11 protein-coding genes and 1 pseudogene are annotated in these 13,662 nt (G+C 65.0%); 9 read left to right on the forward strand and 3 right to left on the reverse strand.

The genetic code is table 11. The annotated features are described in order from the left end of the window. Nucleotides 1-11: 11 nt before the first annotated feature. The 3 genes from BJG93_RS10355 (at nucleotide 12) to BJG93_RS10365 (ending at nucleotide 3,013) form a co-directional block, all read left to right on the forward strand. Nucleotides 12-479, forward strand: coding sequence for a DUF4863 family protein (locus BJG93_RS10355; protein WP_027198201.1), 468 nt, complete (start codon nucleotides 12-14; stop codon nucleotides 477-479). 72 nt (nucleotides 480-551) lie between these two features. After that, the gene (locus BJG93_RS10360) at nucleotides 552-2,153 is read left to right on the forward strand and encodes a benzoate-CoA ligase family protein (RefSeq protein ID WP_027198202.1); all 1,602 of its coding nucleotides are present in this window, start codon (nucleotides 552-554) and stop codon (nucleotides 2,151-2,153) included. Further along, nucleotides 2,153-3,013 (forward strand): alpha/beta fold hydrolase, encoded by an 861-nt coding sequence (locus BJG93_RS10365; protein WP_027198203.1) that lies wholly within the window; start codon nucleotides 2,153-2,155, stop codon nucleotides 3,011-3,013. Before BJG93_RS10360 ends, BJG93_RS10365 begins: the two co-directional genes overlap by 1 nt. Before the next feature lie 51 nt (nucleotides 3,014-3,064). Here the strand turns inward: BJG93_RS10365 and BJG93_RS10370 are convergent, their stop codons facing one another. Continuing rightward, the gene (locus tag BJG93_RS10370; protein WP_027198204.1) at nucleotides 3,065-3,430 is read right to left on the reverse strand and encodes a hypothetical protein; all 366 of its coding nucleotides are present in this window, start codon (nucleotides 3,428-3,430) and stop codon (nucleotides 3,065-3,067) included. A gap of 135 nt (nucleotides 3,431-3,565) precedes the next feature. On the opposite strand from BJG93_RS10370, the gene BJG93_RS10375 reads away from it, so the two are divergent. Then, nucleotides 3,566-5,683, forward strand: a complete 2,118-nt coding sequence (locus BJG93_RS10375) for a phosphocholine-specific phospholipase C (RefSeq protein WP_027198205.1) — start codon at nucleotides 3,566-3,568, stop codon at nucleotides 5,681-5,683. Between the two features lie 100 nt (nucleotides 5,684-5,783). Here BJG93_RS10375 and BJG93_RS10380 read toward each other — a convergent pair whose 3' ends face one another. Then, nucleotides 5,784-6,164, reverse strand: coding sequence for a DUF5594 family protein (locus BJG93_RS10380; protein WP_027198206.1), 381 nt, complete (start codon nucleotides 6,162-6,164; stop codon nucleotides 5,784-5,786). Nucleotides 6,165-6,465: 301 nt separating this feature from the next. Between BJG93_RS10380 and BJG93_RS10385 the strand changes: the two genes are divergently transcribed. Next, a complete protein-coding gene (locus BJG93_RS10385) occupies nucleotides 6,466-7,332 on the forward strand; it encodes a hypothetical protein (protein ID WP_027198207.1) in 867 nt (288 codons plus the stop codon). A 9-nt stretch (nucleotides 7,333-7,341) separates the two neighbouring features. On the opposite strand, the pseudogene BJG93_RS10390 reads toward BJG93_RS10385, so the two are convergent. Then, nucleotides 7,342-8,250 (reverse strand): annotated as a pseudogene (locus BJG93_RS10390) (LysR substrate-binding domain-containing protein). Between the two features lie 124 nt (nucleotides 8,251-8,374). On the opposite strand from BJG93_RS10390, the gene BJG93_RS10395 reads away from it, so the two are divergent. The 4 genes from BJG93_RS10395 to BJG93_RS10410 all read left to right on the forward strand — a co-directional run bounded on the left by BJG93_RS10395 (nucleotide 8,375) and on the right by BJG93_RS10410 (nucleotide 13,599). Next, nucleotides 8,375-10,495, forward strand: coding sequence for a 3-hydroxyacyl-CoA dehydrogenase NAD-binding domain-containing protein (locus tag BJG93_RS10395; protein WP_027198208.1), 2,121 nt, complete (start codon nucleotides 8,375-8,377; stop codon nucleotides 10,493-10,495). Nucleotides 10,496-10,524: 29 nt separating this feature from the next. After that, nucleotides 10,525-11,733: an acyl-CoA dehydrogenase family protein gene (locus BJG93_RS10400; RefSeq protein WP_027198209.1), complete on the forward strand. Its 1,209-nt coding sequence runs from the start codon at nucleotides 10,525-10,527 to the stop codon at nucleotides 11,731-11,733. Between the two features lie 12 nt (nucleotides 11,734-11,745). Next, a complete protein-coding gene (locus tag BJG93_RS10405; RefSeq protein ID WP_027198210.1) occupies nucleotides 11,746-12,897 on the forward strand; it encodes an acyl-CoA dehydrogenase family protein in 1,152 nt (383 codons plus the stop codon). Between the two features lie 225 nt (nucleotides 12,898-13,122). Continuing rightward, the gene (locus BJG93_RS10410) at nucleotides 13,123-13,599 is read left to right on the forward strand and encodes a lysozyme (protein WP_407675273.1); all 477 of its coding nucleotides are present in this window, start codon (nucleotides 13,123-13,125) and stop codon (nucleotides 13,597-13,599) included. Nucleotides 13,600-13,662: the final 63 nt, after the last annotated feature.

The following is a 13,662-nucleotide window of genomic DNA, read 5'->3' on the forward strand; positions in this document are numbered from 1 at the left end:
CGGAGGCTCGCATGTCCCCACAGGAATTCCAGCGCCTGATCGGAGGCGTCACTGGGCAACTCGCCGGGCGGCCGCTCGACGATTCGTTGGCGGCCTGGCTAAACGACACTTGGCCCGCCGGCAGCCCCGCCTTCGGCGAACTCGCCAACGCATGCCGCAGCGGTGTCGCCGAAGGCTGGCTGTGCAACCGCGAAGCCGGCGGGATCCGCTACGGCCGCATCTTCAACGCACTGCCCGACACGCAGGGCTTTTCCGTCGACGTCGTCGACATGCAGGACATTGCCGGTCCGCACCACCTGCATCCGCACGGCGAGATCGATCTGATCATGCCGCTTACCGAAGGAGCGACGTTCGACGGCCATCCGGCAGGCTGGTGCGTGTACGGCCCCGGCTCCGCGCATCGTCCGACGGTCGCGAACGGCCGGGCGCTGGTGCTGTATCTGCTACCGCAAGGGGCGATCGAATTCACGCGTGCGTGACGAGCGAGCGGCAAGCATCGAGCGGATCACGAGCAAACAACAGCCGGACCGCGCCACCGATGGAGGAGACATATGGAAGCCCTGCTGGAAACACGCGCGCCTGAGCCGGTCGCGCCCCCGCCGCCGCTGTTCAACTTCGCGACGCATCTGTTCCAGTTGAACGAAGCGCGCGCGAGCAAGCTCGCCTATATCGACGACCACGGCGCGATGACCTACGGCGAGCTCGAAGAACGCGCGCGGCGCTGCTCCAGCGCCCTGCGCGCGCTTGGCGTGCATCCCGAGGAGCGCGTGCTGCTCGTGATGCTCGACACCGTATCGCTGCCCGTCGCGTTTCTCGGCGCACTGTATGCGGGCATCGTGCCGGTCGTCGCGAACACCTTGCTGAGCGCCGGCGACTATGCGTACATGCTGGCGCACAGTCATGCGCGCGCGGTGATCGTCTCGGAAGTATTACTGCCTAACGTGACGCAAGCGCTGAGCAGCATCGCCGACGACAGCTGCCAACTGATCGTCTCGCAGCCGCTCACCTGCGCCGAGGCGCCGCTTGCCGCGCCTCGCTTCGAAACGCTGCTCGACGCCGCGACGCCCGCGGCCAAGGGCTGTGCGAGCAACGCGGACGACATTGCGTTCTGGCTCTATTCGTCGGGCTCGACCGGCAAGCCGAAAGGCACCGTCCACACGCACGCGAATCTGTACTGGACTGCTGAGCTGTATGCGAAGCCGGTGCTCGGCATCGTCGAGCGCGACGTGGTGTTTTCGGCCGCGAAGCTGTTCTTTGCGTATGGGCTCGGCAACGCGCTGACGTTTCCGCTGTCGGTCGGCGCGACCGCGATCCTGATGGCCGAGCGCCCGACCGCCGAGGCGATTTTCGCGCGCCTCGTCCAGCATCGTCCGACCGTGTTCTACGGGGTGCCGACCTTGTACGCGAACATGCTGGTCTCGCCCAATCTGCCCGCGCGCGCCGACGTCGCGATCCGCGTGTGCGCGTCGGCGGGCGAGGCATTGCCGCGCGACGTCGGCGAGCGCTTCACCGCTCACTTCGGCGCCGAGATTCTCGACGGCATCGGCTCGACGGAAATGCTGCACATCTTCCTGTCGAATCGCGCGGGCGAAGTCGAATACGGCACGACAGGACGCCCTGTGCCGGGCTATGAAGTCGAGTTGCGCGATGAAGCGGGGCGACCGGTGCCCGATGGTGAAGTCGGCGATCTGTTCATCAAGGGGCCGAGTGCGGCGCTGATGTACTGGAGCAATCGCGAGAAAACGCGCGCGACCTTTCTCGGCGAATGGATCAGAAGCGGCGACAAGTATCGGCGTCTCGCGAACGGCTACTACGTGTACGCCGGCCGCAGCGACGACATGCTGAAGGTGAGCGGCCAGTACGTGTCGCCGGTCGAGGTCGAGATGGTGCTGGTCGCGCATCCCGCGGTGCTCGAGGCCGCGGTGGTCGGCGTCGATCATGGCGGGCTCGTGAAAACGCGCGCGTTCGTCGTGCTCAAACGCGACTTTGCGCCATCCGAGCTGCTCGCGGACGAACTGAAGGCCTTCGTCAAGGAACGGCTCGCGCCGCACAAGTACCCGCGCGATATCGTGTTCGCCGACGATCTGCCGAAAACCGCCACCGGCAAGATTCAACGCTTCAAGCTGCGCGAACAGTCACAGGTGATGCATTGATGCAGAACCGCGCTATCGAGGCTGCCGCTGGCTGCGCGAGCGCCGCCAGCAGCTTTGCCGAATTACCCGCCGCCGCATCGCGTGGGCCGCTGCGCATCGAATACCGCTGGGTCAATCAGCAGGCGAATGCGCAGCAGGACGATTCGCCGATCGCGGTATTCCTGCACGAAGGTCTCGGCTCGATCGCGATGTGGCGCGACTGGCCGCAGACCTTGTGCGAGCGGCTGCGCATGCGCGGGCTCGTCTATTCGCGTCCCGGCTACGGACTCTCGACACCGCGTGCGCCCGACGAGAAATGGCCGGTCGATTTCATGACCGCGCAGGCGCGCGACATCCTCCCCGCCCTGCTCGACGCGCTCGCTATCGACCGGCGGCAACGCCAGCGCATCTGGATGATCGGTCACAGCGACGGCGGTTCCATCGCGCTGCTGTACGCGGCGCTCTTTCCCGATGCGCTCGCAGGCGCGGTCGTGATAGCGCCGCACGTCTTCGTCGAAGACATCTCGGTGCAAAGCATCGCCCAAACCAAACAGCTTTACGAGACCACTGATTTACGCGCGAAGCTCGCCCGCTATCACGCGGACGTCGATTCCGCGTTCTACGGCTGGAACGCTGTCTGGCTCGATCCTGAGTTCAGGCAGTGGTCGATCGTCGGGGCGCTCGCGCCGATCCGTCGACCGCTGCTCGCGATCCAGGGCCACGACGACCACTACGGCACGATGGCGCAGATCGACACGATCGCCGCGCATGTGCCGCACGCGCAACTCGTCAAGCTCGACGCCTGCGGACACTCGCCGCATCGCGACGCGCCTGCCGCGCTCAACGACGCGATCGCGGCGTTCGTGCGCGCGCACCAATAAGCGGCGCCCTGCCTGTTACCGATACTTCATAAAAATTACACGGATCGGCGATTATGCTGCGGCATCGCTGACCTCGGCACATCGATGGCGAGGCATCCCTTCCCCGCCCGGAGACAGTGCCATGCCCTTCGTGTCGAAGCCGATCCGTGCGCCGCGGCGCAAACGATTGACGCTCGCCTTGGCCGTCATCACGCTGTGCGCGCTGACGAGCGCATGCAGCAACGACGACCCGCCCGCCAGCACGACTACGCTCGGTTCTACAGGGCATTTCACCGCTAACCCCGGCGACCCATCGAACGCCCCGCCACCGCCTGACTCCGCGCCGCCGACGCTGACGGTCCAGACACCGGCGGCGCCCGCGTCCGAAGCCGCCACGGTAATATCCGCCACCTCGCCGCCGCTGGCCAGCCCCGTCATCCATAGCGTCGATTGACAATTGCACCACGCGCGGCCGCAAGACTGGCTTCGCGCGCCCGACGCAGCTGCGCCGTTCCAGTATCGCAATTCGTTGTCCCGTGCCGTTCTCGTCCACCGAAGATCAAAGCCACAACCATGACCTCCAACAATCGCCGTGATTTTCTGCGCTCGGCCGCGCAAGCCGCCGGTTCCTTCACCGCGTTGAGCATGCTGCCGCCGGGCATCCGCAATGCGCTCGCGATTCCGGCCAACAACCGGACCGGCACGATCCGCGACGTCGAGCACATCGTCGTGCTGATGCAGGAGAACCGCTCGTTCGACCACTATTTCGGCACGCTCAAAGGCGTGCGCGGCTTCGGCGACACGCGCGCGATCAGGCTCGCGAACGGTCAGCCGGTGTGGTATCAGCCGCTCACCACCGACACCGCCGGCGCCAGCTACGTGCTGCCGTTCCGTCCCAGCGCACCGAATCTCGGCCTGCAATTCCTGCAGGATCTGGCGCACGACTGGGGCACCACGCACGCGGCATGGAACGGCGGTCGCAACGACCAGTGGGTCCCGTCGAAAGGCGCGACCACGATGGCTTACCTGACGCGCGACGACATCCCGTTCCACTATCAGCTCGCCGATGCATTCACGATTTGCGACGCCTACCACTGCTCGCTGATGGGCCCGACCGATCCGAACCGCTACTACATGTGGAGCGGCTGGGTCGGCAACGACGGCAGCGGCGGCGGTCCGGTGATCGACAATTCGGAGCTCGGCTACGGCTGGTCGACCTACCCGGAAGTGCTGCAGAACGCGGGCATCTCGTGGAAGATCTATCAGGACGTCGGCACCGGGCTCGACGCGAACGGTTCGTGGGGCTGGACGCAGAACCCGTACATCGGCAATTACGGCGATAACTCGCTGCTCTATTTCAACCAGTACCGCAACGCGCAGCCGGGCAACCCGCTGTACGACAACGCGCGCACCGGCACCAACGCGGCGCACGGCGACGGCTACTTCGACATCCTGAAGCGCGACGTGCAAAACGGCACGCTGCCGCAGGTGTCGTGGATCGTCGCGCCCGAAGCGTACAGCGAGCATCCGAACTGGCCGACCAACTACGGCGCGTGGTACATCGATCAGGTGCTGCAGATCCTCACGTCGAACCCGGAGGTGTGGAGCAAGACCGTACTGCTCGTCAACTACGACGAAAACGACGGCTTCTTCGATCACCTCGCGGCGCCGTTCGCGGCCGCATCGAGCGCGAGTGGTCTGTCCACTGTCGACATCACGCACGAAATCTATGCGGGCGATGCGAAGAACGTCGCCGGGCCGTATGGGCTCGGACCGCGCGTGCCGATGCTGGTGGTCTCGCCGTGGTCCAAAGGCGGCTACGTGTGCTCGGAAGTGTTCGACCATACGTCGGTGATCCGTTTCATCGAAAAACGCTTCGGCCAGCAGCACGGTCTCGGCGAATCGAACATCACGCCGTGGCGTCGCGCGGTGTGCGGCGATCTGAGCTCGGCGTTCAACTTCGCGAATCCGAACGCGTCGGTGCCGTCGCTGCCGAGCACGAGCGGCTACGTGCCGCCCGACCAGAATCGTCACCCGGATTACGTGCCGCAACCGCCGACGGTGCAGACGGTGCCGAAGCAGGAGCCGGGCGTGCGCCCGGCGCGCGCATTACCGTACGAACTGTTCGTGCGCGTCGACGAAGGCGCGAACGGCAAGCTGACGATGCGCTTCGTCAACACGGGCCGCGCGGGCGCGGTGTTCCTCGTGTATGCGGCGAACAGCGCCGACGCGCCGCGCAGCTATACCGTCGAAGCGGGCAAGCATCTGCAGGACGCGTTGCTGGTCAACGCAGATGGTAGCTACGATTTCAGCGTGCACGGCCCGAATGGTTTCCTACGCCGCTTCGCGGGCAAAGTGGTCGCGCGCAGCTGGTGGCACGGTTCGGACACCGCACGACCGGCCGTCGCCGAAGGCTACGATGTCGCGAACGGCAATCTGCAACTGCGTCTCGAGAACGTCGGCAGCGCGCGTTGCCAGTTCACGATCGTCAACGCGTACGACGCGAACCACGTGATCACGCATTCGGTGCGCGGCGGCGACACCGACAACGTGTACCTCGATCTGCGCAACGCCTACGGCTGGTACGACCTCACTGTCACCGTCGATACCGACCCGGCGTTCGCGCGCCGCTTCGCCGGTCACGTGGAGACCGGCAGTCAAAGCATGAGCGATCCCGCATTGGGCGGCTGAGCGATGCGCTAACCCGACTCCCTGAAAGCAACGGCTGCTGGCGCCTTGAGCGCAGCGGCCGTTCTTGATTCAGTGGTCAAATGCGCGCGCAAGCGCCCGCTTAGGATTCGAAATCGAGCCCGCCGATCAACGTCACCGGCTCGCCCTGGGTATGCGTGGAGAAATCGAGTTCGCGCGCCTCGGTCCACGCATTGAGCTTGCGCGGCAGCGCGGCGAGATATCTGGCGAAACGCGTCGCGCCCTGCTCGCTCATCAATCTTTCTATTTCGTCGCTATCCCAGGTCAGATAGAGATCCAACGGATGCGGATAATGGCCGAGTTCATCGAGCGGGGCCGCATGAATCCGCACGCGGGTGGGCTGGCCCTGTGCACCGTGCGGCAACACGTCGGTGTGCACGGTCTTCGCGAAGCACCTGGCGAGCGCCTCGGCAATGCGCGGCGCGAACTCCTGGTCAAAACGAATGGCACTGTCCGGGCCCATCCCGCATCTCCGCTGTGATTTTCATCGTGGACCGGGCATCGTAGCAGACTCGGTTTTTCGCGGGCGGGGCGGCGTCCGCTTCGCCGGTCGCCGTCATCTCATCGGCAGCAAGCCCTGTCGAATTCGCCACATACGACATACTTGCGCCAAAAATCGCCGACCCGCCGCGCCGGGCTCAACGTTTCGCGACAACTCTTCTGTGATTCCAGCCCTTTACGTATGACCTGTGCCGTGCGCGTCTAGCATCGGTACACGGGTTCGGCGCGCATGTTGCGCCGCATGATCGCTCTTCGGATGACATATGAGCAAGGCAAGATTCGCCTCTTTCTGGCACGGCCCAGAACTTTCCCCCTACGAAATCGCCTGTCTGAATTCGTTCACGCGGTACGGCAGCGAGGTCGCGCTTTATAGTTACGCGCCGATCGCCGAGCTGCCGCCCGGCGTGGTCGCGAAGGACGCGACCACGATACTGCCGCGCGATTCGCTGAACGACTTCCCGATTCGCGGGGTGCCGTCGATGCAGCATTTCACCGACTATTTCCGCTTCGTGATGTTCACCAAGACCGACGAGATCTGGGTCGATACGGACATGCTGCTGCTGCGCGATTTCGATCTCAACGCCAAGGGCGACCTGATCGGCCGGGAAACACCGTCCAGCATTTGCAATGCGATATTGAGACTCGACCCGGATCAGCCGCGCCTGCACGAGTCGATCAAGCGGGTCGAAGCGATGAAAGGCACGGCGCTGAAGTGGGGCGACACCGGCCCGCGTCTGTTGACCGCCCTCTACGGCGTGAAGGCCGGTCTGCCCGAAAGCCTGTTCTATCCGGTGCATTTCGACGCTTACTACAAGGTGTTCCTGCCGCGCTATTTCGACGAGTGCGCGGCGCTCTGTTCCGACGCGTACACGCTGCATCTGTGGAACAACCGTGTCGTCAAGATGGGGCTCTTCAAGCGCATCGGCCCGCCCGTTGGGTCGTTCCTGCATCACGTGTTCGAGCAAACCGGCGCGAACGAGTCGTTTCGCGAGTTTTATCCGGCGAGTGTGATGCAGGCGATGATCGACAACGCGGAGGGGAAAGTCGGCGGCGACGAAGGCGTGCGCAAGCTGCTGCGCGTCGGCGTGCCGATGGTCAGGACGGCCATCGCGCGCAGGTTCGGCGCCTGATTCGCCACTTCAGTTCGCGCCGCATCTGCCCGAGCCCTGCGCCTGGTCCAGCACGAAGTCGATGAATGTCGCCGCCGCGCGCGTGTGATGCCGGTTCGGCATGTACAGCATGTACATGTGCGTGCCGAAGATGCTGAGCCGCCACGCATCGAGCGCGGTCAGCACGGCGCCGCGCTTCAGATCGTCCTGTACCACGTAATCGGGCACGAGTCCGACGCCGAGACCGGCCAGCACCGCCTGGCGCAAAAATAGAAAGTTTTCCGAAATAATCGTCGGTTCGAGCAGGACTTCATGACGCTCGTCCCGCAGATATGCGGCGAGCCGCAACTGCTTGCCGATCACAGCCGCGGTAATCAGCGGCGCGGTGCGCAGGTCGTCGAGCGTCACGGGCATGCCGTGCGTGCGCGCGAACTCGGGGGACGCGCAGGCCACGTACCGGACCGGCCCCATGTCCCGTGCGACGAGGTTTTGCGGCGGCTCCGACATCACACGCACCGCGATGTCGATCTCCTCGCGCATCAGATCCTCGACGCGGTTCTCGAACATCACATCGAGCACGATGCCCGGATATTGCCGCTTGAACGCGATCAGCCAGCCCGACATCACGAACTGGCCATAGCCGCTCGGCACGCTCAGCCGCACACGCCCCTGCAGGCTTTGGCCCAGCGTCGTCACCGACTCGCGCGCGGCAAGCAGCGCGTTGCGAATCGTGCGGCCGTGCTCGTAGAGCCGCAGACCGATCTCGGTCGGCTCGACACGTCGCGTGGTGCGTCGCACCAATTGCAGCCCGACGGAACCCTAGAGCTGGTTCAGGTGATAGCTGACGTTCGCGCGGCTCATCTTGAGGCGGCGCGCCGCTTCGCTCAGATTGCCGGCGTCGAGGATGTCGACGAGCAGCGTCAGCGTATTGACGTCCATTGCAGTGCCTTTGTCAAAATAATCTTGACAGTCTGTCAATCGGCCATGCCATTGTCAATGAACGTTGACCACTCCAGAATGGGACGATCCCGCGCGCGTCGTCGCCATCCAACGGAGTTCCCTAATGCCTCTTCGTCCCTCAGCAGACGTCGTCACGCGCGAATTGCGCGGCGCCGTGCTGCTCGTCACGATCGACCACGCGCCGGTCAACGCGCTATCCGCCGACGTGCGGCGCGGCCTGCTCGCCGCGATCGAAGCCGCCGACACCGAGCGCGCCGTGCAAGCCGTGCTGATCGTCGGCGCGGGGCGCAACTTCATCGCCGGCGCCGATATTCGCGAGTTTGGCAAACCGCCGGCGCCCCCTTCACTGCCGGACGTGTGCAACCGCATCGAGGCATGCGCGAAACCGGTGATCGCCGCGCTGCACGGCGCGGCGCTCGGCGGCGGGCTCGAAGTGGCGCTCGCTGCGCATTACCGGATTGCCGTCGATGGCGCGAAGCTCGGCTTGCCCGAAGTACAGTTGGGCCTGCTGCCCGGTGCCGGCGGCACGCAACGCGCGCCGCGCCTGATCGGCGCGCCGGCCGCGCTCGATCTGATGCTGACTGGCCGATATGCGAGCGCGAAGGAAGCGCTCGCGCTCGGACTGATCGACCGTCTCGGCGACAGCGGCGACATCCTCGCCGAAGGGCTCGCCTACGCGCGCGAGCTGCTCGCCGCGCACGCGCCGGTGCGCCGCACCCGCGACGCCGCCGCATTGAACGATCGCGCCGCGAGCCTCGCCGCCGTAACGAAAGCGCGTGAGGCAACGGCGCAGAAAGCGCGCGGCCTGTTCTCGCCGCTGAACATCGTCGACGCCGTCGAAGCCGCGATCGAACAGCCCTTCGACGAGGGCCTGAAACTCGAACGCAAGCTGTTCCTGCAATGCCTCGACAGTCCGCAGCGCGCCGGCCTGATTCACGCGTTCGTTGCCGAGCGCGAAGTGCTGAAAGCGCCCGAAACCCGTGGCGCCAAACCGCGCGCGCTCGACACGATCGGCGTGGTCGGCGGCGGCACGATGGGCGCGGGCATTGCGGTCGCGATACTCGACGCGGGACTGCCGGTCACGATGATCGAGCGCGACGAGGCCTCGCTCGCGCGCGGCCGCGCGCACATCGACAAGGTCTACGACGGGCTCATCGCCAAAGGCCGCCTTAGCGCGGAGAACAAAGCCGCGACCATGGCGCGCTGGCGCGGCAGCACCACGTACGATGCGCTTGCTCACGTCGACCTCGTGATCGAAGCGGTGTTCGAAGATCTCGACGTCAAACAGGTGGTATTCGCCGAGCTCGATCGCGTCTGCAAGCCCGGCGCGGTGCTCGCGACCAACACCTCGTATCTCGACATCGACGCGCTCGCGGCCAGCATCTCGCGCCCGGCCGACGTGGTCGGCCTGCACTTTTTCTCGCCCGCCAACATCATGAAGCTGCTCGAAGTCGTGGTGCCGAAGCAGGTCAGCGCCGACGTCGTCGCGACCGCGTTCGAACTCGCGAAGAAGCTGCGTAAGACGCCGGTGCGCGCGGGGGTGTGCGACGGCTTCATCGGCAATCGCCTGTTCGCGGCGTATCGCGCGACCGCGGACGCGGTGATGGAGGACGGTGCGTCGCCGTACCAGATCGACGCGGCGGTGCGCGCGTTCGGCTTCCCGATGGGGCCGTTTCAGGTGGTCGACCTCGCGGGCGGCGACATCGGCTGGGCGGCGCGCAAACGCCGCGCGGCGACGCGCGACTCGAACGCGCGCTACGTGCAGATCGCCGATCGCCTGTGCGAGCGTGGCTGGTTCGGCCAGAAGACGGGTCGCGGTTTTTATCTGTACCCCGAAGGATCGCGCGGCGGCATGCCCGATCCTGAAGTCGAGGCGATCATCGACGCCGAGCGCGAGCGCGCGGGTATCACGCCGCGCAGCTTCACCGACGAGCAGATCATGCGCCGCTACCTGGCCGCGATGATCAACGAAGGCGCGAACGTCGTGCACGAAGGCATCGCGCTGCGCCCGCTCGACGTCGACGTGACCCTGCTGTACGGCTACGGCTTTCCACGCTACCGCGGCGGTCCGATGAAATATGCGGACAGTGTCGGCCTGCCGACGATTCTCGCGGACATCCGCGAGTTCGCGAAGGAAGACCCGCTGTTCTGGCGGCCGTCGCCGCTGCTGGTCGACCTGGTCGAGCGCGGCGCGGATTTCGCAAGCCTGAACACGACGGCCTGAGCCCCGGCAACACTGACGGAACGACGGCGATGGATCTGAACTTCACTCCGGAAGAACAAGCGTTTCGCGCCAGCGTGCTGGCCTTTCTGCGCGGCAAGCTTCCGCCACGTCTCGCCGACAAGGTGCACGGCGGCCGGCGTCTGACGCGCGACGACATGGCCGAGTGGCACGCGATTCTGAACGCGCAAGGCTGGCTCGCGAGTCACTGGCCGAAAGAGTACGGCGGCCCGGGCTGGAACGCGGTGCAGAAATTCATCTTCGACAACGAATGCGCGCTCGCCGGCGCGCCGCGTGTCGTACCCTTCGGCGTCAACATGCTCGGACCGGTGCTGATCAAGTACGGCAGCGAAGCACAGAAACGCCATTGGCTGCCGCGCATTCTCGATGGTTCCGACTGGTGGTGCCAGGGGTATTCGGAGCCGGGCGCCGGCTCCGATCTTGCGTCGGTCAGGACGACGGCGGTGCGCGGCGAGGACGCACAGGGCGAGCACTACATCGTCAATGGGCAGAAGACGTGGACCACGCTCGCTCACTACGCGAACATGATCTTCTGCCTCGTGCGCACCGCGACGCACCTGCGCAAACAGGAAGGCATCAGCTTTCTGCTGATCGACATGAACACGCCGGGCGTCGAGGTGCGGCCGATCATCACGCTCGACGGCGAACACGAAGTCAACGAAGTGTTTTTTACCGACGTGCGCGTGCCTGCCGGCAATCTCGTCGGCGAAGAGAACAAGGGCTGGACCTACGCGAAATATCTGCTCACGTATGAGCGCACGAATATCGCGGGCGTCGGCTTTTCGGTCGCCGCGTTCAACCGTCTGCGCAAGATCGCCGCGAAACAGTTGCGCAATGGCCGGCCGCTCGCCGAGAACCCCGCGTTCGCGGCACGCATGGCGCGTGTCGAGATCGATCTCGAGAACATGAAGACGACCAACCTGCGAGTGATCGCGGCGGTGGCGGGCGGCGGCGCGCCCGGCGCCGAGAGTTCGATGCTGAAGATTCGCGGCACCGAGATCCGTCAGGAGATCTCGTCGCTGACGCGGCGCGCAATGGGCGCTTATGCGCAGCCGTGCGTCGAGGACGCGCTGCACGAAGGCTTCGACGGCTTGCCGGTCGGCCCCGACGAAGCCGCGAGTGCAGCGGCCCAGTACTTCAACAATCGCAAGTTGTCGATCTTCGGCGGCTCGAACGAAATCCAGAAGAACATCATTTCTAAAATGATCCTCGGACTGTAGGAGGCACACGTCATGAACTTCCAGCACACCGAAGACCGCCGTATGCTGGCGGACACGCTGAATCGTTTCATCAGCGAGCAGTACGGCTTCGCGACGCGCGACGAGATCGCGCGTTCGACGCGAGGCTTCAGCGCGCAATTGTGGGCGCGCTTTGCGGAGCTTGGCGCGATCGGCGCGTTGTTCGATGAAGCGAGCGGTGGTTTTGGCGGCGGCGGGTTCGATATTTCCGTGGTGTTCGAGAGCATCGGCCGCGGGCTCGTCGTCGAGCCGTTTCTCGATACGCTGATCGTTGGCCGGGCGATCGCCCGCAGCGGCAGCGACGCGCACAAAGCGGTGCTGGGTTCGTTGATCGACGGCTCGCGGGTCGTTGCGCTTGCGCATGGCGAACCGGACAGTCATTACGAACTCGCGAGGGTCGCAACGACGCGCGCGCGGCGCAGCGCAATGGGCGATAGCGGCACGTGGACGTTGCACGGTGCGAAGGCCGTCGTTCAGCATGGCGAGCATGCTGATGGGTTTCTCGTGTCGGCACGCACGAGCGGCGATGCCGATGCCGAGGCCGGCATTACGCTGTTTCTGGTGCCCAGGGACGCGGCGGGTGTCAGCGTGCGCGACTATCGCAAGATCGACGGAGGACGCGCGGGCGAAGTGACGTTCGACAACGTCACGCTCGATGGCGACACCGTGCTCGGCTCAGTGGACCAGGGCTTTGCGACGCTCGAATATGCGGTGAGTGGCGGCGTGCTCGCGCTGTGCGCCGAAGCGGTCGGCGCAATGGACGTCGCGAAGGACCACACGCTCGACTATCTGCGCACGCGCAAGCAGTTCGGCGTGCCGCTCGGCAGCTTCCAGGCATTGCAGCATCGCATGGCCGATTTGCTGCTGGAAATCGAGCAGGCGCGCTCGGCAGTGATCAACTCGGCGGCTGCGCTCGACGGCGAACGTAACGCGCGCGAGCGCGCGGTGTCGGCGGCGAAGTACAGCATCGGCCGAATTGGCACGCGGGTCGCGGAGGAATGCATCCAGTTGCACGGCGGGATCGGCATGACGTGGGAGCTGCCGCTCGCGCATTACGCGAAGCGGCTCGTGATGATCGACCATCAGCTTGGGGATGAAGATCATCATCTGGAGCGGTTTGTGGCGCTGGGGGCTCACGGGCGGTGATTCGCGTGCGCGTGCTAACGCGGCACGCCGGGGCCTGTCCTTGAAAATCGGGAGTGGCGTGCTTTTCGTGCGTCACCCTTTTTTGGATGTCGCTGAGGTCAGTTCTGCACCACCAGATAGGCGAACGCCCAAATTCACTTCTGAGATGCCTTTGCCGGCGATAGGTCTGCTAGATTGCACTCATCTATTTTTGCGGGGGCGAACGTGCCAAACGAATCAGAAAGGTTGAGCAATGCGGGACTCACTGCTTTGCGGATGCGCGAGGGCGCTATCCTTCGCTACTACAACGACGTAGCGAACAACTGCACCTTCGGACTAGGCTCGCTTGTGCACTTTGGCCGATGCACCATCGACGAACTCCGGCGGCCGGTGACCTTGGCAGATGTCAACGCTCAACTCGACAAGGCGGTTCGCGCCGCGGAAGGTGCCGTCAGAAGCCGCGTGACGGAACACGAGCTAACGCAGGAGCAGTTCGACGCTCTCGTGAGCTATACCTATAACACGGGCGCAACCGGCGCCCGACAGACGTTGGACGTAGCAAATCGTGGGCAGAACAGTAAAGTTGCAAACGAAATGGCGCGCAACGTCTATGTGCACCCTCGCGATGCTAACGGCCGACGGCTACCGGCCGTGCGAGTGCCAGGCTTGGTCAATCGTCGCCGTGAAGAAGCCGCGCCGTTCCTGAAGCAAGGCCAACAATGAGACGTCTGTTTGTCGCGCTTGCGATGGTTAGCGGTTCGGCACTGGCGGCCGCACCGAATCCAA

This window comes from Paraburkholderia sprentiae WSM5005 (assembly GCF_001865575.2).
Classification (GTDB): Bacteria; Pseudomonadota; Gammaproteobacteria; order Burkholderiales; family Burkholderiaceae; genus Paraburkholderia; species Paraburkholderia sprentiae.

Excerpts from the sequence above, each read along its gene's own strand:
- BJG93_RS10355 (WP_027198201.1), top strand. The coding sequence starts at position 12 with ATGTCCCCACAGGAATTCCAGCGCCTGATCGGAGGCGTCACTGGGCAA.
- BJG93_RS10360 (WP_027198202.1), top strand. The coding sequence starts at position 552 with ATGGAAGCCCTGCTGGAAACACGCGCGCCTGAGCCGGTCGCGCCCCCG.
- BJG93_RS10365 (WP_027198203.1), top strand. The coding sequence starts at position 2,153 with ATGCAGAACCGCGCTATCGAGGCTGCCGCTGGCTGCGCGAGCGCCGCC.
- BJG93_RS10370 (WP_027198204.1), bottom strand. The coding sequence starts at position 3,430 with ATGACGGGGCTGGCCAGCGGCGGCGAGGTGGCGGATATTACCGTGGCG.
- BJG93_RS10375 (WP_027198205.1), top strand. The coding sequence starts at position 3,566 with ATGACCTCCAACAATCGCCGTGATTTTCTGCGCTCGGCCGCGCAAGCC.
- BJG93_RS10380 (WP_027198206.1), bottom strand. The coding sequence starts at position 6,164 with ATGGGCCCGGACAGTGCCATTCGTTTTGACCAGGAGTTCGCGCCGCGC.
- BJG93_RS10385 (WP_027198207.1), top strand. The coding sequence starts at position 6,466 with ATGAGCAAGGCAAGATTCGCCTCTTTCTGGCACGGCCCAGAACTTTCC.
- BJG93_RS10395 (WP_027198208.1), top strand. The coding sequence starts at position 8,375 with ATGCCTCTTCGTCCCTCAGCAGACGTCGTCACGCGCGAATTGCGCGGC.
- BJG93_RS10400 (WP_027198209.1), top strand. The coding sequence starts at position 10,525 with ATGGATCTGAACTTCACTCCGGAAGAACAAGCGTTTCGCGCCAGCGTG.
- BJG93_RS10405 (WP_027198210.1), top strand. The coding sequence starts at position 11,746 with ATGAACTTCCAGCACACCGAAGACCGCCGTATGCTGGCGGACACGCTG.